The sequence below is a fragment of the Thermus sp. KWY1 genome, from assembly GCF_057547025.1.
On sequence record NZ_BAAJPG010000016.1, the window covers coordinates 181,239 to 206,771 of the forward strand.

Here is a 25,533-nt window from a genome sequence, read left to right on the forward strand (position 1 = left end):
AAACGATGGCGCTATTGGGACCTAAGGAGCAAGAGATCGTACGTGAGCGGCTTTCCAACCTGGTGCGGGATGTGGAGCTGGTGCTTTTCACCGACACCTCCACCCTGATCGCCCCGGGTAAGGAGCCCTGCCTGTACTGCAAGGAAACCAAGCAGCTGCTGGAGGAGCTGGCCGCCCTTTCGGATAGGCTTCACCTGGTGGTCTACGACCTGGCCACCCCCGAGGGCAAGGAGAAGGCCAAGGAGTACAGGGTGGAGGATCCCCCCACCCTGATCCTGCGGGAGAGGGGCTCTTCCGCCATCAACCTTCGGTACCGGGGCATCCCGGCGGGGTACGAGTTCGCAAGCCTCCTCGAGGACATCGAGATGCTGGGCCGCGACGGCCACGGACTGCCGGAGAACGTGGTCCAGGAGCTTAACACCCTCCCCGAGGAAGTGGTGCTCCAGGTCTTCGTCACCCCCACCTGCCCCTACTGCCCGCAGGCGGTGCGCACCGCCCACCGCATGGCCTACGCCTCCCCCAAGGTGTGGGGCGAGATGATCGAGGCCAACGAGTTCCCCGAGCTTTCCAGCCGCTACCACATCCACGGGGTGCCCGACACCATCGTGAACCACGGCAAGGAGAGGATCCTCGGGGCCCAGCCCCTTTCCCAGTTCCTCCAGGCCATCCGCAAGGCGGTGGGGGTGAGCGCCTAACATGACCCGGCGGGCGCTACTTGGGTTTTTTGCCCTCCTGGCCCTGGCGGCCTGCGGGCCCAAGGGAAGCTACCAGAACATCGGCCCGCAGGAGCTCTACCAGGCGGTGGACCAGGGGGCGGTGGTGGTGGACGTGCGTACCCCCCAGGAGTTTGCCGAGGGGCACGTCCCCGGGGCCATCAACCTGCCGGTGGAGGCCGTCGCCCAGTGGGCGGATACCCTTCCCAAGGACAAGCCGGTCTACCTCTACTGCCGTAGCGGGAACCGCAGCCGCCAGGCGGCGGAGTACCTGAAGCGGAAGGGGTACACCAACCTCTACAACCTCGAGGGCGGGATCCTGGCCATCCAAAGGGAGGGCTTCCCTCTGGTTCGCTGATGGATGCGGTGCAGGTAGGGCCCTTCGCCATTCCCTGGGCCAGGTTCCAGGTGTTCCTGGCCCTTTTGGCCATGGTGGTGGTGGCCGAGGTCCTGGCCCGAAGGGTGGACCGAAGGCTTGCCCCCTGGACCTACAGCGCCATCCTTGCGGGTTTTCTTGGAGCCAGAATCGGCTTCGTTCTGGAGAACGCATCCGTTTACGCCCGGGATCCCCTTTCCATCCTCTACGTGTGGCAGGGGGGGTTTGACCCCCTTTGGGGTATCCTGGCTGCGGGAGGGTACACGCTGATGGCATTGCCCAAGAACCTCTGGCGGTATGCCCTGTTCGCTGCTTTGGCGGCGGGCTTGGTCTTTGGGGTTTTCCTGGTGCAGAAGCGGGGAGGGGAGGAGGTGCGCCTGCCCTCCCTCACCCTCACCACCCTGGGGGGTACCCCGGTGAACCTGCAGGACTTCCGGGGGAAGCCTTTGGTCCTGAACCTCTGGGCCACCTGGTGCCCTCCTTGCCGGCGGGAGCTACCCATGATGGTGCGCCTGAGCCAGCAAAACCCCGAGGTGCGTTTCGCCTTTGCCAGCCAAGGGGAGGGGCCAGCGGTGGTGCGGAGCTTTTTGGAGGAAGAGAGGCTCGCCCCCGAGTGGGTTCTCCTGGATCCGGAAACCCAGCTCTCCCAGGTCCTGAAGACCCAGGGCCTTCCCACCACCTTTTTCTTTGACCGGGAGGGGCGCCTGGTGGCCCGGCACCTGGGGGAGCTTTCCGAGGCCCTTCTTCTTGGGTACCTGAGGGTTTTGCGCTAGCTTCCCGCGGAAAGCAGGGTTTCCTTCTCCCCCACCACCGTCTTCAGGTGCACCGGCCGGCCCCACAGGCGGTAGAGGTTCTCCAGCACCGCCTGGGTCTTTTTCAGGTCCAGCTCCACGCCCTCGTAGGCGTGTTCCAGAAGAAGCTCTCCCCGGTTCCCGTAGTTGGCGTCCACCAGCTCCACGATGGGGTAGCCCCCGTTGGTGAGGCGGAAGAGGAGGGCCTTCTTGGCCTCGGCGAAGCGGGGAAGGTCCTCGGGGTTGAGGAGCCTCTGCCTGAGGGCGAACTCGGGGGTCAGGAAGCTATCCAGGAAGCTCAGGTCCGTGTGGACGGTGCGCACCTGGAAAAGCTGCTTGAGCCCCAGGCTGGTGGGCCTCTCGTAGGTGAGCCGCTCCCCTAGGGGCAGGGCCTCGTACTCGGGGCCGAACCGCCCCTTATCCCAGCGTTCCTCCACCTCCTTTAGGAGCAGGTAGCCCAGGCGGTAGGGATTGAAGCCGTGTGGGGCGAGAAGCCCTGCCTGGAGCTCGGCGAACTCCAGAGCCTCCTCCGGGGAGAGGAGGGGGAGGAGGAGGCGGGTGTGCCAGTAGGTGGCCCAGCCCTCGTTGAGGATCTTGGTGGCCGCCTGGGGGACATAGTACAGGCTCTCCTCCCGGATGATTTCCAGGATGCCCTTCTGCCAAGGGGCCAAGGGGGCGTGCCGGGCCAGAAAGCCCAGGATGTCCCGGGTGGGCCTGGGGGGGAGGGGGATGGGGCTTGCCCCCTCCTCGGCTTCCTTGGGAGGCGCTGGAGGAGGGTTCACGTAGGGATCCAGGTAGGGGCGCACCTGGAGGCGGTCAGGGGGTCTCTCCTCCTTATCCTCCTCCGCCTGCCTTTGGATGTAGAGGGCGTGGGGATCGATGAGGTTTTCCAGGGAAAGGGCCAGGTCCAGAAACTCCTCCACGCTTCTCGCCCCATGCCGCTCCATGGCCTTTTCCACAAAGGCCGCATGGTGGGCCATCTCCGCTTCCATGTCCTTGGGGATGGGTTTAAAGGCCAGGTTGTTGTGAAAGAAGTCGGCGTGGGCGTAGACGTGGGCCATGACCAGCTTCTGGGCGAGAAGGGTGTTGCCCTTAAGGAGGTAGGCGTGCACGGGGTAGGTGTTGGCCACCAGCTCGTAGATGCGCCCGAGGCCGTAGCGGTAGGTTTCCCGGTAGCGCAGGTACTCGCTGCCGAAGCGCCAGTGGGAATAGCGTCGGGGAAAGCCCCCGTAGGCGGCCAGCATGGCCATCTCCTCCGGACCCACCTCCTCAAAGAGCACCGGGGGAAAGGAAAGCCCATCCGCCAGGGCTCTTTCCCTGAGGATCTCGGCCCAGCGCCTTAGTTCCTTGCGCATCCTTTAGCCTCCCAAAAGCCGCCTCAGGGCCAAGGGCAGATCCTCCTTGCCGTGTACCTCCGTGGCGGCGAGCCCCTCCTCCTTGCCCAGGGCTTCCTTCAGGTCCTCCAGGAACCGCCCCTGGCCGTAGGGTCCCTGCACCTGGGCGTACCCGTAGAGGGCCAGGGTGGGGAGGAGGCGCCTTAGGGCCTCGAGGGCCACGGGGGTGTCCCCCTGCCAGTTCTCCCCGTCGGAGAAGTGGTAGAGGTAGCGGTTGTAAAAGGCCTCCGGGTAACGCTTCAGGATCTCCTCCGCCAGGAGGAGGGCGCTGGAAAGCCGGGTACCCCCGCCTTCCCGGGCCCGGAAGAACTCCTCCTCCGTTACCTCCCAGGCCTCGGCGTCGTGCAGGAGGTAGCGCCTTTCCAGGCGGGGGAAGTGGCGCTTGATCCAGAGGGTGATCCAGAAGGAGAGGGTCTTCACCAGCCTAAGCTCTTCCTCCCGCATGCTCCCCGAAACGTCCAGGGCGAAGAGGACCACCGCCTGGGCGTGGGGTTTGGGCCTGCTCCTGGGGGCCTTGTACCTGAGGTCCTCCCGTTCGGGGACCAGAAGGGGGTCTTCGGGCCGGTACTCCCCGGTTTGCAGGGCCCGCTTGAGGCTTTCCTTGAGGGTGCGGCGCACGTGGCGCAGGCCCCTTGGCCCCTTGCGGGCGATGGTGGTGTAGCGGAAGGCCTCCTCCGTAACCTCCCCCTCCCCCTTGGGCCGGAGCCGGGGAAGCCTCAGGGCCTCGCCCACCAGGTCCAAGAACTCCTCCAGCTCCAGCTCAGCCACGGGCACGTGGCCCGCAGGGCCCAGGCTTTCCGTCCCCGGACCCCCAAGGCCCAGGTCTTCCCCCAGGGGCTCCCCGTAGACGATCTTGGGAAGCTCCAGCTGGGGCAGGGGTATGGAGACCAGGCGGCCTTCCACCTGGCCGAAAAGCTCCTCCCGGGTTAAAAACTCCCGGGCCCGTTTTTTCACCTCCCCGCGCACGATCTCCTTAAAGCGCAGGAGGTCCCGCTCAATGGGTCTCATCGCTCGCTCCGGGCAAAGATGGAGGCGGCGAACTCCAAAACCCCGCTGGCGCAGTGCTCGCAGTAGCCATGGTCGCGGATGAGGCGGGCTTTCACCACGTCGATCTTGGCCTGGGTTTCGGGATCCACCACCCCCGAGACCAGGGCGGAGAGGCGGATGGTGTCCTTCTGGTCATCAAAGAGCTTGAGCTCCAGGGCCCGGCGGAGCCTTTCGTTATCCTTGTAGGTGAACTGCCTTCCCTCCAGGGCTAAGGCGCCGATATAGTTCATGATCTCCCGGCGGAAGTCGTCCTTGCGGGACTCAGGGATCTCGATGCGCTCCTCGATGGAGCGCATGAGGCGCTCGTTGGGGGGCTCGGGGGCGCCGGTGTAGGGGTTTTTCACCTTCTCCCCCAGGACGTAGGCCTTCACGTGGTCGATGTAGTTGTGGAAGAGGCGGTTCAGGGCCTCCTCGTCGGCGGCGATGGCCCGTTGCACCTCGTTCTTCACGATCTCCGCGTACTCCGCCTTCACCTCCTGCAAAAGGGCCTTGTAGCGCTCTTTGGTCTTTTCGTCGGAGATGAGGGAGTGGTGCTTCAAGCCCTCCTCCAGCTCGTTCATCACCATGAAGGGGTTGATGCAGGGCTCCTCGCTGGTGACGAGGACGTTAGAGATCTTGTCCTGGATGTACCGGGGGCTGATGCCCTCGAGGCCTTCCCGCTTGGCCTCGGCCATGAGCTCCCTGACCGCCTCTTCCGTCCAGCCGGGGAGGAGCCTGCCGTCGTAGAGCTTGAGCTTTTGCATGAGGGTAAGCCCCGCCCGCTTAGGGGGTTCCAGCCTTGTGAGCACCGCCCAGGTGGCGGCCATCTCCAGGGTGTGGGGGGCGATGTGCTTGGCCCGCACCTTGGCGAAGTCCCGCTGATAGATCTTCACCTCGTCGGAGACCCTTAGGATGTAGGGGACGTCGATCTTGATGGTGCGGTCCCGCAGGGCCTCCATGTACTCGTTGGCCTGGAGCTTGCGGTACTCGGGCTCGTTGGTGTTGTGGCAGACCACGCTGCCCACCCCGCAGACGAAGTTGTGGAGGCCCTCGCAGGCAATGTCGTAGACCCACTCTCCCTGGGCGGGGCGGCGGAAGAGACGGTGGGTGTACCGCTTGTGCCTTCCCCCGGGTTTGCCCTCCCCGGAGACGTAGCGGATGCGGTAGGCGGGGGCTTTCCCGGGTCTCGGGTAGAGGTAGACGCTGTAATCGTGCCCCAGGAGGCTTAGGAGCACCCCTACTTGGGCAGCCAGTATGGGGGAGATGGTCTTGAACTCCCCATAAAGCCGCTGGTAGGCCTCGGAGCCTTTGGCCTGCTCTCGGCTCAGCCGCCGGGACCCGTCGGTCTTGAGGAGCTCTTCCCAAGCGTACTCCAGGTAGGGGCGGGGAAGGGTGAAGAGGAAGTCGGGGAGGCGCTTTTGCGCCGCGCCTTTGCCGCAGTGGTGCTCGGCCAGAACCCGGACGGCCTCGGCCCCCAGGTAAAGCCGCCAGGCAGAGTCCCGCTTGGAGCCCACGTGGATATAGCCCTTGCCGTCGGAGATCCGCTCATAGGCGGCCTTGACCCGCTCCAGCTCCTCCCGGTTGGCCGAGGAGATGACGATGCCCCCGTTGCGGGCGTTTCCGTGCCCCTCCGTGGCGTACCAGATGAGGACGGTGAGGAGGGCCTTTAGGTCCTCTTCTTCCTGGGGCAGGCGGTAGAGGGCCTTGAGGAGGGTGGCGTGGCGGGGCAGGGCGAGCCGCGCAAACCCCGGTGCGGCAGGGCGGGTGAGGCGCCGGGCGGCGATGGCTGGGGCCAGTTCCTCTTCCATGGCGAAGCCCGGTACGCCCCCCACCACGTTCACCGTCTGGGGCGGGGGGGCGAGGGGTGGCAGTTTACGGAGGCCCAGCATCTCCCGCCCCTCCTCGGGGTAGAAGACCCGGCCTTCCCGGTCGTAAAGGGAGTGGTTGGGCGTGGTCTCCACCACGCCCCATTTCTGGGCGGAGGTGAGGAGTTCCCCGAAGAAGGGGTGGCGGTAGAGGCCCAAGACCCGGGTCCAGCGGGCCTCCTTGCGTTCAGGGTCGTAGGCCAACACCTCGAGCCCTTTGGGCCGCTCGCCGAAGCGCTCGTAAAGCCCCTCCAGCGTGGTCCAGCCCGGCTTACCCCGGTGCCGGTAGAGGATAGGGGTCCAGCCCGCCACGCTGTGGCCCAGGATGATCTCGTCTATGTCCGTCTGGGCGAACTTCTTGGACTTGATCTTGTGCTCCTGGCTGGCGGTTAAGAGGTCGTAGAGGAAGGCCACGTCCAGCTTGAGGATCTCAATGAACTCCACCAGGCCGCGGTTGGCGATATTGAGCTCCCCGTCAAAGTTGAAGGCCCGGGGGTCGGAGTCGGAGCCGTAGAGGGCCACCTTGCGGTAGTTGATGTCCCCGGTGAGCTCGGTGGCGTCCTGGTTCTTCTCGTCCTTGGGCTGGAAGGTGCCGATGCCCACGCGGTCCTTCTCCGAGAGGACCAGGCGCTTCACCACGATCTCCTTCTCCAAGACGGCGGCCAGGTCCCCCCCGTGCCGGGCCAAGGCCTCCCGCATCTGGAAGCGGCAGACGGGGCAGAGGTCCCCTTCCACCTCGAGGGGGTAGGGGTAGCTGGGGTGGAGGGCCCTGAGCTCGGCCAGGAACTCTTCCCGGATCTCCTTGGGTAAGAGGTGGAGGGGCTCCTCGTGCATGGGGCAGGGGAGGGGGCCCTCCTCGGTTTTCCAGTAGAAGGTGTAGAGCCTGCCTTCTTCCGTGCGGCTGTAGGCCTCGAGGCCCTTCTTGAGAAGCCGGGCGATGGTGCTCTTGGCCGAGCCCACGGGACCGTGGAGGAGGAGGATCCGCCGTTCGGGCCCCAGGCGGTGGGCGGCGGCCTTTAAGGTGGCCACCAGACGCATAAGGGGCTTGTCCAGGCCGAAGATGGCGTCCTTTCCCCCTTCGAAGGGGTCCTCGAAGAAGCGGTAATGGAGGAGCTTTTCCCTGAAGAGGGTATACTCCTCCACCCCGTAGGAGAGGATCATGTCGTGGACCCGCTGGAAGCTGGTCCTCAAGGGCCTGGGGTCCTTCTTGAGAAGGCCTAGATAGTCGGCGAAGGAGCCTTCCCAGCTCAGGGCCCGGTAGGCCTCGAGGTCTTGACGGCGACGGATGCGCTCCAGTTCGTTCATGGACGCCCTCCTTCATACCGGCCAGGGACGGGTTTTGATAGCTTTGCCTTTATTGTAGCAGGTTCTGGGCGGAGAATGTGGCCCTGGTTCTAGCCGGGAAGGGGGTTTTGCGCTAAGCTTTCCTAGCTTCTTGTGGAGATCTCGTAGAACCCCCGGGCGTTGTGGAGGAAGTGGGCCAGGATGCTGGGGAGAAGGCTTCCGGTGAGAAGGTAGGTGAGCCCAAAAAGGAGCCCGGCAAGCCCGGTGTAAACCGGGTAGGCAAGGGCCCGCCTGGGGGCGGGGTGAAGGAGGGCGAAGACCAGGGCCTGGAGGAAGAGCCCCGAGGGCCCCAGCCAGGCCATAAGGAGGCTTTGCAGAAGGCCCCGGAAGAAGACTTCCTCGGCCACCCCCGAAAGGAGGGCGAGGAGAAGGAGGATTGCGGGTCCTACCCCAGCCCGGCGCAGGGCCTCTCCCAAGGCCCGGTGGAGGTTTTCCGCCTCCTGGAAGGAAGCGGGGAAAAGGTGCCGGAAGGCTTCCTCCAAAGCGGCCAAGGCCAGGAAGAGGCCCAGGGCATAGAAGAGCTCCTTGGGACCCGCCTGGCCGAAGGGAAGGCCCAAAAGGAGCATGCCCGAAGCCCCAAGGAGGAGTAGCCCTCCTTGCAGGGCCAGGAGGAAGCCCAGGGGTGGGGGAACCAAGGCCTTAAGGCCTACTCCCCGCCCAGGGCGAAGCCCTGGTCCAGGAGCTTCTTGGGGTAAGCGCGGAAGGCCAGGAGGGTTTCCGTGCGCTCCACCCCTTCCAGGGCCAGGATCCCCTGGGTGACGGCATCGTCCAGTTCCTCGAGGTCCTTCAGGCGCAAAAGGGCCACCAGGTCGAAGGGGCCCGTAACCGAGTAGACCTCGGCCACCTGGGGGAGTTCGGCAATGGCCTCGCCCAGGGCGGCGATCCGGTCCCCGCGGGCACGGATGAGTACGAAGGCGGTGATCACCCCTTTATCCTACCTCCAGGATCAGCTTGGGCCGGAAGGCCAGGGCGTCGGCGGCCACCAGGTGGAGGGGAATGCCCCGGTACTCTTTGGGAAGCTTTTCCGGGTCGGCCCCGTGCAGGTGGCCGTAGACGATGGCCTGGGGCTTGGCCTCCGCGGCCAGCTCCAAAAGGGGGGTGGCCTCCCCCTTGGGGCCGAAAGGGGGAAAGTGGAAGGCCACCACCAGGTGGCGGTAGGGTTTGCCCTTGAGGTCCTGTAGGGAGAGCTTGAGCCGCTCCACCTCCCGGGCGAAGATCCGCTCGTCCTCCGGGGTGGCGGGGGGGTACTGCCAGCCCCTACTTCCCGCCACCGCCACCCCGTCCAGGACCAGGGCATCGTTTTGCAGAGCGTACATGCCCTCGGGCAAAACGGCCCTCAGGCGGGTTATGGAGGGCCACCAGTAGTCGTGGTTCCCCTTCAGGAGCACCTTTTTGCCGGGCAGGGCGGCCAGGTCCAGGAGGTCCGGCAGGGCCTCCCCCAGGCGCATGGCCCAGGAGATGTCCCCCGGGACGATCACCAGGTCCCCCTCCGCCACCACCTCCCGCCAGCCCCGGAAGAAGGCCTCCGGGTGGCCCTGCCAGTTGGGGCCGAAGATGGTCATGGGCTTGGGGTGCAGGCGGGAGAGGTGGGGGTCGGCGATGGCGAAGACCCGCATGGGCTTTAGCGTACCCTATGGGTATGGAAAAGGCTGAGGCCCTGGCCTATGCCTTAAGGCTCCTCTCGCAAAGGGCCATGAGCCGGGCCCGCCTGCGGGAGAAGCTTCTCGGCCGCTTTCCCGAGGGGGAGGTGGAAGGAGCCCTGGCCCGCCTCGAGGAGCTGGGCTATCTGGACGACCGGGCCTTTGCGGAAACCTTCGTGGCCAGCAGGCGGAAGTACGGTCCCCATAAGCTCCGGTTTCTCCTGAAAGCCCAGGGGGTTCCGGAGGAGGTGGTGGAGGAAGTCCTTGCCGCCTATGGGGAGGAGGAGAGCCTGGAGGCCGCGCTTAAAGTCCTCCGCCGCTACCCCCGCCGCCAGGACAAGGCCAAGGCGGTGCGCTTCCTTCAGGGCCGGGGTTTCCCCCTTTCCGTGGCCCTAGAGGCCTACCGGCTTGTCAAGGAGGAGGAAAGCGGGTAAAAAGAGCCCATGCCCGAGGTGCGCGCGGAACGCTTGATCAAGGCGCCAGCGGAAAAGGTGTATGCCCTGGCCAAGGATCTGGAGGGCTTGAAGCCCTACCTCAAGGAGGTGGAAAGCCTCAAGGTGCTCTCCCAGGAGGGAAACCGCACCCGAAGCGAATGGGTGGCGGTGGCCATGGGCAAGAAGGTGCGCTGGCTGGAGGAGGAGGAGTGGGACGACCAGAACCTAAGGAACCGCTTTTACTCCCCGGAAGGGGATTTTGACCGGTACGAGGGCACCTGGGTCTTCCTGCCGGAGGGGGAGGGGACCCGGGTGGTCCTGAGCCTGACCTATGAGCTCACCATCCCCATCTTCGGGGGGCTTTTGCAGAAGCTGGTGCAAAAGCTCATGCAGGAGAACATAGAAAGCCTTCTTAAGGGTCTGGAGGAACGGGTTCTGGCTTCCTAGTTGCACATGGGGCCCTTTTGCTCTACCATGGGCCTGAAGCCGCCCATGTCCTTCCAAAGCGGGGTGGCCCAAGAGCTTTCAGGAGGTCAAAGTGGAAACGTTGCGCGTGTCTTCCAAGTCCCGCCCCAACTCCGTGGCCGGCGCCATTGCGGCGCTCTTGCGCACCAAGGGGGAGGTGGAGGTGCAGGCCATCGGGCCCCAGGCGGTGAACCAGGCGGTGAAGGCCATCGCCATCGCCCGGGGGTACATCGCCCCCGACAACCTGGACCTGGTGGTCAAGCCGGCCTTCGTCAAGCTGGACCTGGAGAACGAGGAGCGGACCGCCCTTAAGTTCAGCATCAAGGCCCATCCCCTGGAGTCTTGAGGCCGGAAAGCCCCAGGGCTCTGGCCGTTCGCATCCTCCTCGAGGTGGAGCGGGGCGGCAGGGCCCAGCTGCTTTTGGACCGGGCTCTGGACCGCCTGTCCTGGCCCGAGCGGGACAGGGCCTACGCCACCCACCTGGTGTACGGGGTGCTGCGCCGCCTGAGGTATTTGGACTTTCTCTTGGAGCCCCACCTCAGGAAGCCGGAGAGGCTTCCTCCCCAGGTGCGCTGGATCCTGCGCCTGGGGGCCTGGGAGTGGCTTGCGGGCAAGGCGGACCATGCCCGGGTGAGCCCCTGGGTGGAGGAGGCCAAAAAGGTTTCCCCGCGCCTCGCCGGCCTGGTCAACGCCGTGCTCCGTCGTTTGAGCCTGCGGGAGGCCCCGGAGTGCGTGCGCCTCAGCCTGCCCGACTGGCTTTGCCAAGCCTGGCAAGGATTCTTCGGCCAGGTGGCCTTCGCCGAGGGGTTCAACGAGCCCGCTCCCCTCTTCGTCACCGCCTATCGCCCCGTGGAGGGATTGAGGCCAGGACCCATCCCCGATAGTTACCTCTGGGAGGGAGGGAAAACCGACTTTTCCGCTTTAGGCCTCCAGCCCCAAAACCCCGCTTCCCTCTTTGCCGCCCAGCTTCTTAGCCCTGTCCCCGGAGAAAAGGTGCTGGACCTGTGCGGGGGTGCGGGGCTTAAGGCCTTTTACCTGGCCGCCAAGGGGGCGGAGGTGGTGTCCTACGACCTGAACCCCAGGCGCCAGGAGGCAGGGGAGAAGACGGCGAGGAAGCTGGGCCTGAGGGTCATCTACCGCACCCAGGACCTGAGGGAACCTCTTTCCGAGAAGGCCAAAAAGGTTCTTCTGGACGCTCCTTGCACCGGAACCGGAACTTTCCGGAGCCATCCCGAGCTCCGCTACCGCCTGGCTCCAGAAGACCCGAGGCGCATGGCGGAGTTGCAGCTTAAGCTTCTGGAGACCGCTGCCCGGGCCACGGAGGAAGGGGGGGTGCTGGTGTATAGCGTCTGCACCCTGACGGAGGAGGAAGGGGAGGGGGTGGCCCGGGCCTTTCTTGCCCGGCACCCGGAGTTTGTGCCGGAGCCCATAGCCTGCCCCTTTCCCGCGCTTCGGTCGGGCCTGGGTGTTTATGTGGCCCCGGAGGGAGGCCTGGATGGGTTTTATTACCTGCGCCTGCGGAAGGTAAACTCTAGATCATGAAGCTGGTGTTCGTGGGCCTGGGCAAGATGGGGAAAAGCATCCTGAAGGGAGCCTTGGACCGGGGTTTCCTCAGGCCCGGGGAGGTGGGGGTGGTGGGCCGCACCCCGGAGCGCACCCGGGAGCTGGCCGAGGCCTTTGGCCTTCGTCCTTTGGCCCTTAAGGAACTCGCCCAGGCGGAGCGGGTGCTTTTGGCGGTCCAGCCCCGGGATTTTCCCCATCTGGCCCCGGAGATCGCCCACCCCGGGGTGGGATACATCTCCATCATGGCCGGGGTATCCACGGCGGTGCTTTCCCGCAGGCTGGACACCCGGCGGGTGGTGCGGGCCATGCCCAACCTGGCGGCGGTGATCGGGGAGAGCTCCACCGCCCTTACCGCCTTGAGGGAGGCCCGGGAGGCAGGGGACCTGGAGTTTGCCCGGTCCCTTTTCGCCACCGTGGGGGATGTGTACGAGATCCCCGAACACCTCTTTGACCCCTTCACCGCCATGTCCGCTTCCGCCCCCGCCTATCTGGCGGTGGTGGCGGAGGCTTTGGCCGATGCTGGGGTGAAGATGGGTATGCCCCGGGCCCTGGCCCTGCGCCTGGCGGCGGAGGCCCTGGCGGCCACGGGGGAGCTCTTGAAAAGCCGCCATCCCGCCCAGCTCAAGGACGAGGTGGCAAGCCCCGGGGGAACCACCATCCACGGCCTCCATGCCCTCGAGGCCCGCTCCTTAAGAGCTGCCTTCTACGAGGCGGTGGAGGCCGCCACCCGGCGCGGGCACGAGCTGGGAGAGGCGGAGTAAGGGTATGGAAAGGGCTAAGGGCAGGGGGCTTTGGCGGTTCCTCTGGGCGGTGCCGGTTTTCCTTTCCCTGGCCCTGGGCCAGGTCTTTCCCCAGGGAGGGGGACGGTACCTGTACTCCGATGGCACCCAGCAGGAGCTTCTTCCCACCCAGGAGGGGTATCGCCTTCGCTACTGGAAGGAGGGGCGCGTGTTCCGGGAGGACTGGCTCAAAGGGGGAACCGAGGGGCTTTTCCTCCTGGGGGTGGGCCTGCCTGAAGGGTATTTTCCCTTTACGCCCCCTCTTCTTCTCTACCCCTCGAGGATGGACCTGGGGCTTTCCTGGGGGGGAAGCGCCCGGTTTCGCGGGCAGCGGGTGGCCCTTTCCGCCCGGGTGGAGGCAATCGAAGGGGTAAGGGTAAAGGCCGGGGCCTTCAACGCCTACCGGGTGCGGGTGGCCTACACCACGGAGAAAGGGGGTACGGACCTCAAGGAGATCTTCCTGGTTCCGGGCCTCGGGGTGGTGGCCTACCGCACTGGGGAGGCCTGGGTGGAGCTTTTAAGGCTCCCCCAGGCCCTTACGCCCAGGCAGGGGCCCTAAGCCTTGGCCTTGAGGTAGTAGCGCAGGATTTCCCGGTACATGCGCAGGCGGTGGAGAAATCCCGGTAGAAGCCCCCGCTTTTCCTCCTTCATCACCTGGCTCACCCCAGGAAGGGGCAGGTAGAGGACCCGCCAGCCCGCCTTTTTGGCGTGGCGGGTGAGGAGGAGCTCCAGGTCGTATCGGGCACCCTCGAGGCCCTGCACCCTTCGCAAATCCTCCGTCTTAAGGGCCCGCTGTCCAGAGAGAAAGGGGGTAAGGCGCATGGCGAGATCCGTGGAAAGCCTTCCCCCTTGGAAGACGCCCACCGTCATCTCCGCCTTCCCCTTTGCCACAGGGTCCAGCAGGGACTCCAGATGGTGCGAGGCAAGACCCAGAAGATCCGCATCCAGGAGGAGGACCAAGGGGGTGTTCACCCGTTTGAGCCCTTCGGCGATGGCCCCGCCCTTACCCCGGTTGTGGGGCAGGCGCACCACCTGGGCTCCAGCCCTGGCGGCTTCCTGGGCGGTGCGATCCTCTGAGCCGTCGTCCGCCACCACCACGGGGAAACCTGCCTCCTTGGCCACCCGCACCACCCCTGCGATGGTGGCTTCCTCGTTGTAGGCAGGGATGAGGACCGTGGCCTCCATCTAGCCCCCGAGAAGCCGCCTTAGGTCCTGGAAGGTGACCAGGATGACCAGGAGGATGAGGAAGACGAAGCCCAGGTAGTGGACCATGGCCTCCTGCTCGGGGCGGATGCGGAGGAAACGGGAGAGGAAGAGGAGGAGAATACGCCCGCCATCCAGGGCAGGAATGGGCAAAAGGTTGAAAAGGGCCAGGGAGAGGTTGATGGCCACGGTAAGCTCCAACAGGCGGAAAAGGCCTTCCTGGGCTGCCCGGCCTGTTTCCGCCACGATCCCCACCGGTCCCATGACCCCGTTGTCGGGATTTCCCGCCAGCACGCCCAGAAGTCCTCCCACCAGGGCCTTCACCATCTGGGGTCCGAAGGCCAGGGTACGGCCCACGGCTAGCCCCAGTCCTTCCAAGAACCCCACCCGGCGGAAGGCCACCTCGGGCTGGTACACCACCCCAAGCCGCTCCATGCCTTCCTGCCAGGTGAGGGAGAGGGTAAGCTCCTGGCCCTGGCGGCGCACGGTGAGGGTGTGGTTGCCTGGAGTCTTCACCCGTTCAATCCCCTGGGCTTGGGCGAGGGGTGTCCCGTCCACGGCCACCAGGATGTCGCCGGCCCGTAGCCCCGCTCTTTCCGCCACGCTCCCCGGGAGGACTTCCAGGATCACCGCCCTTCCCGTGGCCTCCGGCACCCCTTGGGCGCTGAAGAGGTAGGCGAGGAGTCCCCAGGCCAGGAGGACGTTCATGACGACCCCAGCCACCAGGACCAAAAGCTTCCCCGGGAAGGGAAGGGCATCGTATCCCCGGCCCCGCTCCTCGGGGAGGAGGCCTTCGATGTCCGCATACCCTCCCAGGGGAATGGCGGAAAGCCGCCACTCGGTGCCCCAGGCCTGCCGCCTGAGAAGGACGGGGCCGAAGCCCAGGCTGAAGGCCTTGACCCGCACCCCTTGAACCCGTGCCGCCAGGTAGTGCCCCAGCTCGTGCACGAAGATGCTCACGCCGATGATGATCAAAAACCAGAACAGGCTCATGCCCACCTCTTGGCCTCTTCCCGGGCCCAGGCATCCACGGCGAAGAGGTTCTCCCATGTTAGGGGAAGGGAAGGGGTGTTTTCCAGGACCCGGGCCAGGATCTTTGGGATTTCGGTAAAGGGGATCTTGCCGGAAAGAAAGGCCTCCACCGCCACCTCGTCGGCGGCGGAAACCGCCACCTGGGCCACTCCGCCCCGCCTTCCCGCCTCGTAGGCCACCGCCAGGGCGGGGAAGCGCGTTAGGTCCGGCTCCAAAAACTCCAGCACCCCGGGGATGGGGAGGTTCTGCAAAGGGGTTTCCGCCCTTTCGGGGTAGGTGAGGGCGTACTGGATGGGAAGGCGCATGTCCGTGGGGCCCAGTTGGGCCTTGAGGCTGCCGTCCACGAAGCGGACCAGGCCGTGGACATAGGCCTGGGGGTGAACCAGGACCTTGATCTTCTCCAGGGGAAAGCGGAAAAGCTCCTTGGCCTCGAGGACCTCGAGGCCCTTGTTGAAGAGGGTGGCCGAGTCTATCGTCACCTTGGGGCCCATGCGCCAGCGGGGATGGTTTAAGGCCATGGCTGGGGTAACCTGGGAGAGGTCCTCGGGCTCCCAAAGGAAAGGTCCTCCGCTTGCCGTGAGGATGAGCTCGGCCACATCCTCGCGCTTTTCCCCCAGGAGGGCCTGGAAAAGCGCCGAGTGCTCGGAGTCCACAGGGAGGATCTCGGCTCCCTGGGCTTCCACCTCCTGCCAGAGGAGGGGCCCTGCCGCCACCATGGCCTCCTTGTTGGCCAGGGCCAGGCGCTTTCCTGTTCTGGCCGCAGCCCAGGTGGGAGCAAGCCCCGCAAGGCCCGGAATGGCGGCCACGGCCACCTCCGCCTCCAAGGAGGCCACCTCCTCCGGGGTGCCAAGCCTTAGCCCGGGGAAGCGAGCCTTTAGCTCCCCGTGGAGGCTTTCGTGGGCGGCCACCAGGAGGGGCCTCCACTCCTGGATCTGACGGGAGAGCTCCTCCAGGTTTTTCCCGGCGGCAAGCCCCACCACCCGGTAGCCCCGCCAGCGGCACACCTCGAGGGCCTGCCGCCCTATGGAACCCGTGGAGCCCAGGATCACCACCCGTTTCATGTGAAGAGCACCACCAAAAAGTAGGTGAGGGGGAAGGTGAAGAGAAGGCTGTCGATCCTATCCAGAAGGCCGCCGTGGCCGGGAAGGAAGTGCCCCGAGTCCTTCACCCCACAGTACCGCTTCAGCATGGACTCCACCAGGTCCCCAAGCTGGGCGGCCAGGGAAAGGAGGAGGCTGAAAAGCCAAAGTTCCAATAGGCCGAAGGGGAAGACCTCCCGCACCAGCCCGGTGTAGAGGGCCAGGGCCAGGAAGCTTACCGCAATCCCCCCCAAGGAGCCCTCCACCGTCTTGCCAGGGGAGATTTCCGGGGCCAGCTTTTGCCGGCCCAGGGTCCGGCCCACGAAGTAGGCGCCGATGTCGGTGGCGAAGCTGGCCACCAGGGGCAGGGAAAGGGTCCAAAGGCCCAGGGTGCTGTCCGGGATCTCCCTCAGGAGGAGGACATACCCCAGGCTCCAGGGCAGGTACAAAAAGGCCATGAGGGTGAAGGCGAAGCGGGTGAGGTCGGCTCCCCTGAGCAGCTCATAACTGAAACTTCCCAATAGGAAAAGCCCCAGGGCCACCTCCCGCCAGGGCACCTGGGGGAAGTGCCAGTAGAGCTGGGGCAAGGAGAAGAGGAAGAGGAGTATCCCTCCGCCCACCAGGAAGGGCAGGTTCAAGCGGATGCCCCTTTTGGCCAGCATGTCCCTAAGCTCTAAGCTCCCCAGCCACAGGACGAAAACCAGGGTGGGCAGGATTAGGGCGAGTCCCCCCCACAGCACCCATAGGAGCAAAAGAACCCCTACCAGGGCGGAGAGGACCCGGGTGGGCAGGTCGTCCCTGCCCTCCATCACTCCTCCTTCCCCGTGGGCCTCCGGGTAAGGGGCCCATAAGATTTGGGCAAGCCGTCCACAGCAGACAAAAGGTGGGTCCTAAGGGGCTTCCTAGCCTAGGATCTCCTGCTCCTTCTTCTCCAGAAGCTCGTCGGCCTTGGCGATGAACTCGTCGGTGATCTTCTGGATTTCGGCCTCCGCCCGCTTGGTATCGTCCTCCGAGAGGTGGAGTTCCTTGGAAAGCTTCTTGAGTTTTTCCAGGGCCTCGCGCCGGATGTTGCGGATGGCGATCCGCCCCTCCTCGGCGTAGTGGCGGGCGGTTTTCACCAGCTCCTTGCGCCGCTCCTCGGTGAGGGGGGGAATGTTGATGTACAGGGCATCCCCCTTGTTGGCGGGGTTCAGGCCCAGGTCCGAGTCGCGGATGGCCTTCTCTATGGCCTTCAGGGCGTTTTGGTCCCAGGACTGCACCACCAGGGTCTTGGCGTCGGGGGCGGTTACGGTGGCGATCTGGTTCAGGGGCACATGGGTGCCGTAATACTCCACCTTGAGGTGGAGGAGGAGGGCGGGGTTGGCCCGCCCGGTACGGAGGCCCGCCAGGTTGTGCTCCAGGGCCTCGAGGCTCTTTTGCATGTGCGCCCTTGTTTCCGCGTAAAGCTCTTTCAGGCTCATGGCACCTCCTTCAGGTGTGGATCAGGGTACCCACCTTTTCCCCCTGGATAATACCCACCAGGGCGCCGGGTTTGAAGATGTCAAAGACCACGATGGGAAGCCCCGCTTCCATGCACAGGGTGATGGCGGTGGTGTCCATGACCTGCAGGCCCCGGTTCAAGACCTCCAGGTAGGTGAGCTCGTCAAAGCGCACCGCGTGGGGATTCTTCCGGGGGTCGTCGGAATAAACCCCGTCCACCTTGTTCTTGGCCATGAGGACCACCTCGGCCCCCACCTCCAGGGCTCTTAGGGCGGCGGCGGTGTCCGTGGAGAAGAAGGGGTTGCCCGTTCCCCCGCCGAAGATGACGATGCGTTCCTTCTCCAGGTGGCGCAGGGCCCGCCTGCGGATGTAGGGCTCGGCCACCTGGGTGATGGTGAGGGCGGTCTGGACCCGGGTGGGGATCCCCAGGGACTCCAGGGCGTCTTGCAGGGCTAGGGCGTTCATGATGGTGGCCAGCATGCCGATATAGTCGGCGGTGGCCCGGTCCATACCCACCCCCTGCCTTGCTCCCCGCCAGAGGTTCCCCGCCCCGATCACGATGGCCAGCTGGACTCCCGTGTCGTAGGCGGCCTTGATCTCCTTGGCTAGGGCCTTGGTGGCCTCGGGTTCGATGCCGAAGCCATTTGCGGTCAGAAACTCGCCGGAGAGTTTAAGGAGAACCCTTTTGTACTTCATGGCTTATCTGGCCCCACAACCTGATTTAACAAAACCGGGGCCCCTTTGGGTAAGGGCCCCGGTTTCCCGCATGACCTATGCCCCCAGCTCAAAGCGGCAGAAGCGCCGTACCACGATGTTCTCCCCGGTCTTGGCGATGGCCTCCTGGATCAGCTCCTTCACCCGGATCTTGTCGTCCTTGACGAAGGGCTGTTCCAGAAGGGCTACCTCCTCCAGGTACTTCTTCAGGCGACCCTCGGCGATCTTCTCCGCAATCTGGGCGGGTTTGCCCTCGTTGAGGGCGGCCTGGATGTAGATCTGCCGCTCCTTCTCCAGCTCCTCAGCGGGGATCTCCTCGGCGGAGACGTAGCGGGGGTTCATCATGGCGATGTGCATGGCCAGGTCCCGGGCCAGGTTCTGGAAGATCTCGTTCCGGGCTACGAAGTCGGTCTCGCAGTTGAGCTCCACCAGGACCCCTACCCGCTGGTTGTGGTGGATGTAGTGGCCGATGACCCCTTCCCGAGCCTCTCGCTCCGCCTTCTTGGCCGCCTTCATGGCCCCCCGCTCCCGGAGGAGCTGGACGGCCTTTTCCTCGTTCCAGCCGGCGTCCTCGAGGGCCTTCTTCACATCCATCATGCCGGCCCCCGTGGCCTCGCGCAGTTTCTTGATGAGTTCCATCTGGCTCATGCTTCCACCTCGTCCTCGCCGAAGTCGGATTCCCCCTGGACCTGGGCTTCCGCCTTCTCGGCCTCCTCCACCAGGGCGTAGGAGGGGGAGGGCTCCACCACCCCGCCCCGGGCCTGGATGATGAGGTCCACGGCCCGGGAGACGATGAGCTGGATGGAGCGGATGGCGTCGTCGTTGCCGGGGATGATGTAGTCCACCAGCTCGGGGTCGGAGTCGGTGTCCGCCAGGGCCACCACGGGGATGAAGAGCTTGCGGGCCTCCCGCACGGCGATGGCCTCCTTGGTGGGGTCCACCACGAAGATGGCGTCAGGAAGGCGCTTCAGACGGCGGAAGCCCGAAAGGTATTTCTGCAGGCGGTCCAGCTCGTGCTTCAAGCGCACCTGCTCCTTCTTGGGCCGGTCCTGGATCTCCGGGGAGGCGAAGAGGTTCTCCAGTTCCTCCAGGCGGTTCACCCGCTGGGAGATGGTCTTGAAGTTGGTGAGCATGCCACCCAGCCAGCGCTGGTTCACGTAGGGCATCCCCGCCCGCTCCGCTTCCATGCGGATGATGTCCTGGGCCTGCTTCTTGGTGCCCACGAAGAGGATGGTGCCTCCCCGCATGGCCAGGTCCTCGAGGAAGCGGAAGGTGCGCTCCAGCTCCACCATGGTCTTCTGCAGGTCGATGATGTGGATGCCGTTGCGCTCCGCGTAGATATAGCGGCTGAACTTGGGGTTCCAGCGCTTGCGCTCGTGGCCGAAGTGAACCCCTGCCTCAAGAAGCTCCTTGATGCTGATGTTTACAGGCATATTCCTCCCATTCGGGGAAGGTTGGGCTTGGCGTTTCCTGTGTGCCGTCCTCTTTCCCGCAGGACCTTCCCCTGCCTACGGGCTGGCCCGGCACACCTTCCCGATTATAGGGGGAAAAGGGGCTTTGCGTAACCCCCCCTTTTGGGCTATACTCCCCTAGGCTTGGGGCGGTAGCTCAGAGGGAGAGCACCCGCCTTGCAAGCGGGAGGTCCGGGGTTCAAATCCCCGCCGCTCCACCAAGTCAGGGATACAAAGCTTCACCCCCCGGTAGCGTTGCCGGGGGGTCAGTTTTACTGCAATTTGACTGCAACACGGTTCAGGCCCGGGGGCGGGGACGGGCCAGGTCCTCGGGGTCAATCACCCACCCCCGCCGCTCCTCCTTCAGCAGGTGCCGGTACACGTTCAGGGTGATGGTGGGGTTGGCGTGGCCCATGCGCTCGGCCACCAGCTCGAGGGGCGCCCCCTGGGCGAGGAGGAAGGAGCCGTAGGTGTGGCGGAGGTCGTGGACGCGGATGGGGGGGAGGCCCAGGCGCTTGGCGATCCGCCTCAGGGCGTGGTTCGGGCTGTTGGGGTCGAGGGGCCTCGAGGGGTCCCCGGTCCCGGGGAAGACCCAGGGGATGGGAAGCGCCCCGAACATTTCGCCCCACCACTCCCGGTATTCCCGGAGGCGCACCAGGGTGGCGTGGGGGATGGGCACGGCCCGCTCCCGCCCCGTCTTGGGCCCCGTGAGGTGAGGCCTGGCCCCGTCCGTGCTCCAGGCCCGGCGCACGTGGAGGGTGCCCGCCTCGAGGTCCACGTCCTCCCATTGAAGACCTAGGGCCTCTCCCCGCCTCAGGCTACACGCCAGCATGAGCCGGAGGGCGAGGGCTACACGCCGGTCCGGGTAGGCGTCCAGGGCCTCGAGGAGGCGGGCCATCTCCTCGGGCTCCAGGGTCCGGCCCGCCCGCTCCCGGGGGAGGTCCCGGGGGGCGCGGATTTTCACCGGGGCCACGGGGTTGCGGGCCACCAGCTCGAGGTTCAGGGCCTCCTCGAAGAGGGCGTTCAGGCGCTCCCGGACCTTTTTCACCGTGCGGATAGAGAGCCCCCGCTCGGTGAGGGCGTCAAGGACGGCCCGCACATGGGCCGGCTTCACCTCCTGGAGGCGCATGCGCCCCAGGGGGTCAGGGGCCTGGGGATCCCGGAGGGAGGGGAGGGCGTAGGCCAGTTCGTCCCGGTAGAGGGTAAGCGTTTTGGCGCGCACCTCGCGCGCCTTCCGTTCCAGCCACCTCGAGGCCCACTCCCGGAGGGAGGTTTCGGTGGGCTCGGGGAGGAGCCCCTTGTGTCGCTGGGCGGCGAGGTCGGCGAGCTTCGCGGCCACCTCCTGCCTGGTTTTGCCGTACACGGTGAGCCGTTTCGGTTTGCCGTCTGGGCCGTAGCCCACCATGATCTGGCCCATCCAGCGCCCGTCCGGGCGGCGCACGATGGTCCCTTCGCCCCTTCCGCGCCTAGGCATCATCTCCCTCCTCGTACGTGAACAGGTCGCCCACGCCGTAGGGTTTGCCGGTGAGGGCTCTGAGGCCGAACAGGATGGCCTCGAGGGCGCTCACGTCCAGGCAGGACGGCACCTCGCCCCGCGCCCACCGATAGATCGTGTTGCGCGCGGCGCGGTGAGCGGTAGCCTTGGCGAGGCGGTACGCCGTGATGCCCTCACGCCGCAGGATTTCGGGCAAACGGTTCCGGATCATGCCCCCATGATACCACGAGCAAAGCCCCACCCCCCTTGACAATAGTACCAAGCACATGGTACTATAGGGGCACCTAGGGAGGAGGTTGGGGCCGCTCCCTAGGGGTTTGGAGGAAACCATGATCACGGTAGCACAGGCGGTTCAGGCTCGGCAAACCCAGGAGGACGGCGTGGTTCTGGTCCTGAGCGCCCTCGAGGCCAAGGCCCTCTTGAACGTGCTTCGGGGCGAGGTGGAATGGGGTGAGCTCCCGGAGGCCCTCGAGGCCCTCTACCGCACCCTCAGGGCCTGGGAGAGGAGGGGGCGCACGGCCTAGGGCGAAAAGGGGGGCGGGGAGTCCCCGCCCCCTTCGCGGAAAGGGGGAGAAATGCGGATCATCAGGCTCAAAGGTGAGGGTGGCGTGGGGGCGCTGAGGCGGGCCCTCGAGGCGGCCCTGGACCTGGCGCGCGCGTGGTTCGTGGTGCGGGTGCGGGTGCAGGTGGACGCGGTTCCTGGCCCCGGGGCGCGCCCCCAGGAGCTTTCCGTGGGGTTCACGCGGGTCCATGGCTCCACTCTAGCGGGGGCGGGGCCTCCTTAGGCTCCTTCGGCGGGAGAGCTCCGGCCGGGATCCCCGGCCCCTGGCGGGGGGCGTTTAAGGTTTTTGTAAGCCCCCCTGAGGAGGATGGAGGTAGGGACCCCAGGGGTCCCGGAAAGGAGACAGCGATGGTTGGAATCAAGCGGCTTTGGCCCTTGGCAGGCCTCGCCCTCCTCCTCGCGGCCTGCGGCGGGGGGGCACCTCCCCAGGACCTCGCTCTCGCCGGGGTGAACCCCGACAACCCCACGGTGGTCCAGGGGCAGAGCGTCACCCTCACCCTCACCTTCACCTCCCAGAACGGCTTCCAGGGGACGGTGTCCTTGAGCGTCACCAAGGACGGCCAGGAGCCCTCCTGGCTCACCCTCTCCCCCACCAGCGCGACCCTCAACGTGCCTAAGGGGGGGCAGGCCCAGGTGAGCCTCCAGGTCCAGGTGGCGGGGAACGCCCCCACCAGGCCCCACGCCCTGAAGCTCCGGGCCACTTACGGGGGCAAGACGGCGGAGCGGGACCTCACCCTCACGGTGAACCCACCCCCCTCCTTCGCCCTCTCTCTGAACCCCACCAGCCTTTCCGTCCAGCAGGGGGACAGCGCCCAGACCGCCCTGACCCTCACCCCCCAGAACGGCTTCACGGGGACGGTCTCCCTTTCCCTGGTGGCGGGGCAGGACCCGGTGCCCCAGGGCCTCAGCCTCTCGCCTCAGAGCGTCCAGGTGACGGGCTCCAACCCGGTGAACCAGACCCTCACCCTCTCCGCCTCCGCCTCCACCCCCACCGGCACCTACCGCCTCAGGGTGCGCGGCACCTCGGGAAGCCTCACCCAAGAGGCGGCCCTCACCGTAAACGTCCAGCCACCTGCGGGCTCCGGGCCCTCCCTCACCTGGACCCCCGTCTTCCCGGCCTACGAGGTGGCCTACGGCAACGGGGTCTTCGTGGCGGTGGGCGTAGCCCTGCTCGTCTCCGGCGATGGGCAGAACTGGGAGGCGGTGCGCCCTCCCGCGCCCGGACTAGGAAGCCTCAGCTTCGCCAACGGACGGTTCTTGGCGGTGGAGGGACCAGGTTCTGGCTGGCCCTCCAGCTTCACCATCTGGGAGTCCACCGACGGGCGGAACTGGACGCCCCACCCCTTCACCCCCAACCCCGCCACGCCAAGCCCTCAAAGACTGACCCGGATCGTGTACAAGGACGGGGCCTATTACGTTATGGCTCTCGTCGGCGGATACGTGACCAACCAGGGCCCCACCCGAGCGGGTCGGCTCTACACCTCTTCGGACCTGACCAGCTGGACCCTAGTGGGCGACACCGGGGACCTGAACAACCTCAACTCCCAATTCATGCCCCACGACCTGGCGCAAGGCGCAGGATACTTCGTGGCCGTTGGCCGGGATGTGGGACTGGAGGCCGGAGCGGTATTCGTCTCCCAGGACGGCCAGACCTGGACCCGGGCGGCCCAAGGGGGGATAGAGCTGGACTCCGTGGCCTTCGGGAACGGTCGGTTCGTGGCGGTGGGCTACGTCTACGGGGGCCGTGGGCTGGCCCTTGCCTCCGCTCCCAACGACCCCACGAGCTGGTCGGGCCTGACCCCGCCCAACTCAACGAGCGTCTCCGTCATCAACGTCACCTTTGACGGCACGAGGTTCCTCTCCGTACCCCGCACGTCTGGAGGAAGGATCTGGGCCTACGACGGCGCCACGGCCGACCCCAACTCCGCCTCCCTGCCTCCTCGCGTAGAGGGCGGCTGGATCGCCTACGGGGGCGGGCGCTACGTGGTGATGGGGGCGGGCTTCGCCTCCTCCCAGGACCTCGTGAACTGGACCACGGGCTTTGAGACGAACTTCCCTTTAGCCGTGGCCTACGGGAACGGCAGGTTCGTGTTCTCCCTGGCCGGCACCGGGCTCGCCACCGCCCCCGAGGGCCCCTTCCCGGCCTGGCAGGTGAGCGACCCCACGCCCAGGGCCGGGGTCTACCGCCTGGCCTACCTGAACGGGAGGTTCCTTGGGGTAGGCAAGTCCGGTCGCGTCTACCTCTCCCAGGACGGGACGAGCTGGACCCAGGTGAACACCCCCACGAGCCAGAGCCTGGAGGCCGTGGCCTACGGGAACGGCACCTACGTGGCGGTGGGCTTGGACGGGGCCATCGTCTACTCCCAGGACGCCTCCACCTGGTCCCTGGCCCAGAACACGGGGAGTCAGTCTTTCTTCGGCGTGGCCTACGGCAACGGAACCTTCGTGGCGGTAGGAGACGGGGTCTACACTTCTTCTGACGGCGCGAGCTGGACCCAGCAGTCCTCCCCGGGCTTCATGGCGGACGTGGCCTTCGGCAACGGGACCTTCGTGGCGGTGGCCGAAAATTATATCTACCGCTCTCAAGACGGGGTGGCCTGGGAGACCATAACCCCTCCCCCCTCGCCGCTTGGACCCGATAGCAGCCGCGGCCTGAATAGGGTGGTCTGGACCGGGAGCTTCTTCGTGGCGGTGGGGGCTACTGGTACTGGATTTACAGGACAGGCCTACGTGGTCACCTCCGCCGATGGGCTACACTGGACGCTTCAGGACACGCCGTTTGACATAGTCCTGACAGACGTGGCCGTGGGCAGCCAGTACCTGGTGGCGATCGGGTCGTATGGGGTAGCCGTGGCCCCGCTGCCTTGAGAACCCCTTAGGGGCGAGGGGACGCCCCCTCGCCCCTTCTTCTTGGAGGCGCGCCTTGACGTTTCGGGCTGTTCTGGCAGGAGTGGGTTTTGCCGCCCTCCTGGCCTTGGCCAACCTCTTTTGCCCCCTTTGGACCCGGGCCTTCTGGGGCAACCTCCTCCTCCTGGGGGGCCTTATGACCCTGGCTTGGGGGGCCTTACGGGCCTGGGAGCGTGTGGAGAGGGCGGAAAAGCTTCTGGCGGAGCTTAGGGAAGAGAAGCGGGTGGGGGACACCCGGGCCTCTCCCGAGGAGTGGGCCAAGCTGGTCCAGGCCATGGCCGACCTCGCCAAGGCCCTCACCTCCCTCTTCCAGGCCTTCCCCGAGCTCGCGGGCTTCCTCCTCGGGGGGTGGCTGGTCTTCCTAGGGCTCAGGGTCTTGGGGTACCTGGGGTAGGGGCTCCTCTTTTCGCGAAGGCTAACGTTCGCGCAGGGGAGGGCGAAGACCGCCCAAAATGACCCTCTGGCCCGCATAGGCTTGCCGGGGATCTCGGGGGAGGGAAGGGCATGGGCTTGCAAAAACCAGCCCCCCTCCCCCTCCCTTCATCCGCCGCAAACCCCCCGGTTGAACCGGGGGGGTTGCGGTTCAGAGCCGGGGGCGGGGGCGGCCTCGAGGATGGGCAACCGCCGCGCGAAACGCGCGTACGATGAGCGTATGAAACGCCTCCCCGAAACCGCCTACGACCTCGAGGCCGCCTACCTCCAGGGCCTCCTGCCCCCCAAGGCCAAGGAGGCCTACGCGCGCCTGGCCTGGGCCCTGGGCGTGCCCCTCGAGGACCTCCCCCAGACCCTGGCCCGGCTGGGGCTTCCACGGGCCGGGTGGATCCTCACCCTGGGCCTGGTGGGCTGGCGGGAAGGGATGGTGCCCCCGGGGGCGGAGGTCCTGGCGGAGGAGGGTCTTTTGGACCTGGAGCGCCGCACCCTGACCAAGAAGGGGCGGGTGGTGCACGATGCCCTCGAGGCCGTGGTCCGGGCGGTGGCGACGCGGGGGGCAGAGGGAAGGGCGGGCGTTTTAAAGCGCCTCGAACTCCTCGGGGGTGAGCCCCGCCTGGCGCAGGATGCTCCTCAGGGTGCCCACGGCGATCTCCCGGTGCGCGGGGACGATGGCCACGCGAAGCCCGTCCGGGTCCTGCCGGATGAACTTAACATGACTTCCCTTCTGGGAGTGGACGACAAACCCCGCCGCCTCGAGGCGGCGCTTCACCTCCCGGTAGGGAAGCGGCC

Annotated in this window: 30 protein-coding genes and 1 tRNA gene; 15 read left to right on the forward strand and 16 right to left on the reverse strand. The window is 66.2% G+C overall.

All coding sequences use genetic code 11. The features are described from left to right. Window positions 1-5 precede the first annotated feature (5 nt). Genes pdo through AC27GT_RS04495 form a run of 3 tightly spaced genes read left to right on the forward strand, consistent with a single transcriptional unit; the run spans window position 6 to window position 1,862 of the window. Window positions 6-695 carry a protein disulfide oxidoreductase gene (gene pdo, locus AC27GT_RS04485; protein ID WP_487223572.1) on the forward strand — a complete coding sequence of 230 codons (690 nt, stop codon included), beginning with the start codon at window positions 6-8 and terminating at the stop codon, window positions 693-695. A 1-nt stretch (window position 696) separates the two neighbouring features. Next, a complete protein-coding gene (locus tag AC27GT_RS04490; RefSeq protein WP_487223573.1) occupies window positions 697-1,071 on the forward strand; it encodes a rhodanese-like domain-containing protein in 375 nt (124 codons plus the stop codon). Next, on the forward strand, window positions 1,071-1,862 hold the full coding sequence (locus AC27GT_RS04495) for a TlpA family protein disulfide reductase (protein WP_487223574.1): 792 nt from the start codon (window positions 1,071-1,073) through the stop codon (window positions 1,860-1,862). Before AC27GT_RS04490 ends, AC27GT_RS04495 begins: the two co-directional genes overlap by 1 nt. On the opposite strand, the gene AC27GT_RS04500 is transcribed toward AC27GT_RS04495, so the two are convergent. The 6 genes from AC27GT_RS04500 to AC27GT_RS04525 all read right to left on the reverse strand — a co-directional run bounded on the left by AC27GT_RS04500 (window position 1,859) and on the right by AC27GT_RS04525 (window position 9,125). Further along, the gene (locus AC27GT_RS04500; RefSeq protein WP_487223575.1) at window positions 1,859-3,235 is read right to left on the reverse strand and encodes a SpoVR family protein; all 1,377 of its coding nucleotides are present in this window, start codon (window positions 3,233-3,235) and stop codon (window positions 1,859-1,861) included. The two genes, AC27GT_RS04495 and AC27GT_RS04500, sit on opposite strands and share 4 nt — an antisense overlap. 3 nt (window positions 3,236-3,238) lie before the next feature. Next, complete coding sequence (locus AC27GT_RS04505) at window positions 3,239-4,282, reverse strand: DUF444 family protein (RefSeq protein WP_487223576.1); 1,044 nt, start codon at window positions 4,280-4,282, stop codon at window positions 3,239-3,241. Next, a complete protein-coding gene (locus AC27GT_RS04510) occupies window positions 4,279-7,470 on the reverse strand; it encodes a serine/threonine protein kinase (protein ID WP_487223577.1) in 3,192 nt (1,063 codons plus the stop codon). Before AC27GT_RS04510 ends, AC27GT_RS04505 begins: the two co-directional genes overlap by 4 nt. Before the next feature lie 122 nt (window positions 7,471-7,592). After that, window positions 7,593-8,144, reverse strand: coding sequence for a CPBP family intramembrane glutamic endopeptidase (locus AC27GT_RS04515; RefSeq protein ID WP_487223578.1), 552 nt, complete (start codon window positions 8,142-8,144; stop codon window positions 7,593-7,595). A gap of 11 nt (window positions 8,145-8,155) precedes the next feature. Next, window positions 8,156-8,434 carry an Lrp/AsnC family transcriptional regulator gene (locus tag AC27GT_RS04520; protein WP_105317644.1) on the reverse strand — a complete coding sequence of 93 codons (279 nt, stop codon included), beginning with the start codon at window positions 8,432-8,434 and terminating at the stop codon, window positions 8,156-8,158. A gap of 4 nt (window positions 8,435-8,438) precedes the next feature. Continuing rightward, on the reverse strand, window positions 8,439-9,125 hold the full coding sequence (locus tag AC27GT_RS04525; protein WP_487223579.1) for a metallophosphoesterase: 687 nt from the start codon (window positions 9,123-9,125) through the stop codon (window positions 8,439-8,441). 17 nt (window positions 9,126-9,142) lie between these two features. On the opposite strand from AC27GT_RS04525, the gene AC27GT_RS04530 reads away from it, so the two are divergent. From AC27GT_RS04530 to AC27GT_RS04555, 6 genes are all read left to right on the forward strand, one after another. Further along, window positions 9,143-9,583, forward strand: a complete 441-nt coding sequence (locus tag AC27GT_RS04530; protein ID WP_219758545.1) for a regulatory protein RecX — start codon at window positions 9,143-9,145, stop codon at window positions 9,581-9,583. A 9-nt stretch (window positions 9,584-9,592) separates the two neighbouring features. After that, complete coding sequence (locus AC27GT_RS04535; protein WP_015717586.1) at window positions 9,593-10,030, forward strand: type II toxin-antitoxin system RatA family toxin; 438 nt, start codon at window positions 9,593-9,595, stop codon at window positions 10,028-10,030. Window positions 10,031-10,121: 91 nt separating this feature from the next. Then, window positions 10,122-10,394, forward strand: a complete 273-nt coding sequence (locus AC27GT_RS04540; RefSeq protein WP_014515944.1) for a stage V sporulation protein S — start codon at window positions 10,122-10,124, stop codon at window positions 10,392-10,394. Beyond that, window positions 10,391-11,590, forward strand: a complete 1,200-nt coding sequence (locus tag AC27GT_RS04545) for an RsmB/NOP family class I SAM-dependent RNA methyltransferase (RefSeq protein ID WP_487223580.1) — start codon at window positions 10,391-10,393, stop codon at window positions 11,588-11,590. Before AC27GT_RS04540 ends, AC27GT_RS04545 begins: the two co-directional genes overlap by 4 nt. Continuing rightward, on the forward strand, window positions 11,587-12,372 hold the full coding sequence (gene proC / locus AC27GT_RS04550; RefSeq protein WP_015717584.1) for a pyrroline-5-carboxylate reductase: 786 nt from the start codon (window positions 11,587-11,589) through the stop codon (window positions 12,370-12,372). Before AC27GT_RS04545 ends, proC begins: the two co-directional genes overlap by 4 nt. A 4-nt stretch (window positions 12,373-12,376) precedes the next feature. Next, window positions 12,377-12,949 carry a hypothetical protein gene (locus AC27GT_RS04555; protein ID WP_015717583.1) on the forward strand — a complete coding sequence of 191 codons (573 nt, stop codon included), beginning with the start codon at window positions 12,377-12,379 and terminating at the stop codon, window positions 12,947-12,949. Here AC27GT_RS04555 and AC27GT_RS04560 read toward each other — a convergent pair. The 8 genes from AC27GT_RS04560 to rpsB all read right to left on the reverse strand — a co-directional run bounded on the left by AC27GT_RS04560 (window position 12,946) and on the right by rpsB (window position 19,330). Beyond that, window positions 12,946-13,575 carry a glycosyltransferase family 2 protein gene (locus tag AC27GT_RS04560; RefSeq protein WP_015717582.1) on the reverse strand — a complete coding sequence of 210 codons (630 nt, stop codon included), beginning with the start codon at window positions 13,573-13,575 and terminating at the stop codon, window positions 12,946-12,948. The two genes, AC27GT_RS04555 and AC27GT_RS04560, sit on opposite strands and share 4 nt — an antisense overlap. Then, complete coding sequence (locus tag AC27GT_RS04565) at window positions 13,576-14,586, reverse strand: M50 family metallopeptidase (RefSeq protein ID WP_015717581.1); 1,011 nt, start codon at window positions 14,584-14,586, stop codon at window positions 13,576-13,578. It abuts the gene before it with no gap. Continuing rightward, window positions 14,583-15,686 (reverse strand): 1-deoxy-D-xylulose-5-phosphate reductoisomerase, encoded by a 1,104-nt coding sequence (gene dxr, locus AC27GT_RS04570; protein WP_015717580.1) that lies wholly within the window; start codon window positions 15,684-15,686, stop codon window positions 14,583-14,585. The genes AC27GT_RS04565 and dxr overlap by 4 nt, the downstream gene beginning before the upstream one ends. After that, on the reverse strand, window positions 15,683-16,513 hold the full coding sequence (locus AC27GT_RS04575) for a phosphatidate cytidylyltransferase (RefSeq protein ID WP_015717579.1): 831 nt from the start codon (window positions 16,511-16,513) through the stop codon (window positions 15,683-15,685). Before AC27GT_RS04575 ends, dxr begins: the two co-directional genes overlap by 4 nt. 93 nt (window positions 16,514-16,606) lie before the next feature. Next, complete coding sequence (gene frr / locus AC27GT_RS04580) at window positions 16,607-17,164, reverse strand: ribosome recycling factor (protein WP_015717578.1); 558 nt, start codon at window positions 17,162-17,164, stop codon at window positions 16,607-16,609. Between the two features lie 10 nt (window positions 17,165-17,174). After that, window positions 17,175-17,879 (reverse strand): UMP kinase, encoded by a 705-nt coding sequence (pyrH, locus tag AC27GT_RS04585; protein ID WP_015717577.1) that lies wholly within the window; start codon window positions 17,877-17,879, stop codon window positions 17,175-17,177. A gap of 75 nt (window positions 17,880-17,954) precedes the next feature. Continuing rightward, entirely contained in the window at window positions 17,955-18,545 is a 591-nt protein-coding gene (gene tsf / locus AC27GT_RS04590) for a translation elongation factor Ts (protein ID WP_019550673.1), read from the reverse strand. After that, complete coding sequence (rpsB, locus tag AC27GT_RS04595) at window positions 18,542-19,330, reverse strand: 30S ribosomal protein S2 (RefSeq protein WP_015717575.1); 789 nt, start codon at window positions 19,328-19,330, stop codon at window positions 18,542-18,544. The genes tsf and rpsB overlap by 4 nt, the downstream gene beginning before the upstream one ends. Window positions 19,331-19,494: 164 nt before the next feature. Here rpsB and AC27GT_RS04600 point away from each other — a divergent pair. Next, window positions 19,495-19,569: transfer RNA gene (locus tag AC27GT_RS04600), tRNA-Ala, on the forward strand. A 77-nt stretch (window positions 19,570-19,646) separates the two neighbouring features. On the opposite strand, the gene AC27GT_RS04605 is transcribed toward AC27GT_RS04600, so the two are convergent. Together AC27GT_RS04605 and AC27GT_RS04610 are read right to left on the reverse strand one after the other, a co-directional pair. Continuing rightward, window positions 19,647-20,822 (reverse strand): tyrosine-type recombinase/integrase, encoded by a 1,176-nt coding sequence (locus tag AC27GT_RS04605; RefSeq protein WP_487223581.1) that lies wholly within the window; start codon window positions 20,820-20,822, stop codon window positions 19,647-19,649. Further along, a complete protein-coding gene (locus tag AC27GT_RS04610; RefSeq protein WP_038069775.1) occupies window positions 20,815-21,054 on the reverse strand; it encodes a helix-turn-helix domain-containing protein in 240 nt (79 codons plus the stop codon). Before AC27GT_RS04610 ends, AC27GT_RS04605 begins: the two co-directional genes overlap by 8 nt. A 118-nt stretch (window positions 21,055-21,172) precedes the next feature. On the opposite strand from AC27GT_RS04610, the gene AC27GT_RS04615 reads away from it, so the two are divergent. From AC27GT_RS04615 to AC27GT_RS04635, 5 genes are all read left to right on the forward strand, one after another. Then, a complete protein-coding gene (locus AC27GT_RS04615; protein ID WP_487223582.1) occupies window positions 21,173-21,367 on the forward strand; it encodes a hypothetical protein in 195 nt (64 codons plus the stop codon). Between the two features lie 51 nt (window positions 21,368-21,418). Then, window positions 21,419-21,628, forward strand: a complete 210-nt coding sequence (locus AC27GT_RS04620) for a hypothetical protein (protein ID WP_487223583.1) — start codon at window positions 21,419-21,421, stop codon at window positions 21,626-21,628. Window positions 21,629-21,753: 125 nt separating this feature from the next. Continuing rightward, window positions 21,754-24,273, forward strand: a complete 2,520-nt coding sequence (locus tag AC27GT_RS04625) for a BACON domain-containing protein (protein WP_487223584.1) — start codon at window positions 21,754-21,756, stop codon at window positions 24,271-24,273. 55 nt (window positions 24,274-24,328) lie between these two features. Next, complete coding sequence (locus AC27GT_RS04630) at window positions 24,329-24,706, forward strand: hypothetical protein (RefSeq protein WP_156101084.1); 378 nt, start codon at window positions 24,329-24,331, stop codon at window positions 24,704-24,706. A 258-nt stretch (window positions 24,707-24,964) separates the two neighbouring features. Then, window positions 24,965-25,533, forward strand: a 569-nt coding sequence (locus tag AC27GT_RS04635; protein WP_487223585.1) for a hypothetical protein, incomplete at its 3' end; no start/stop codon positions are given.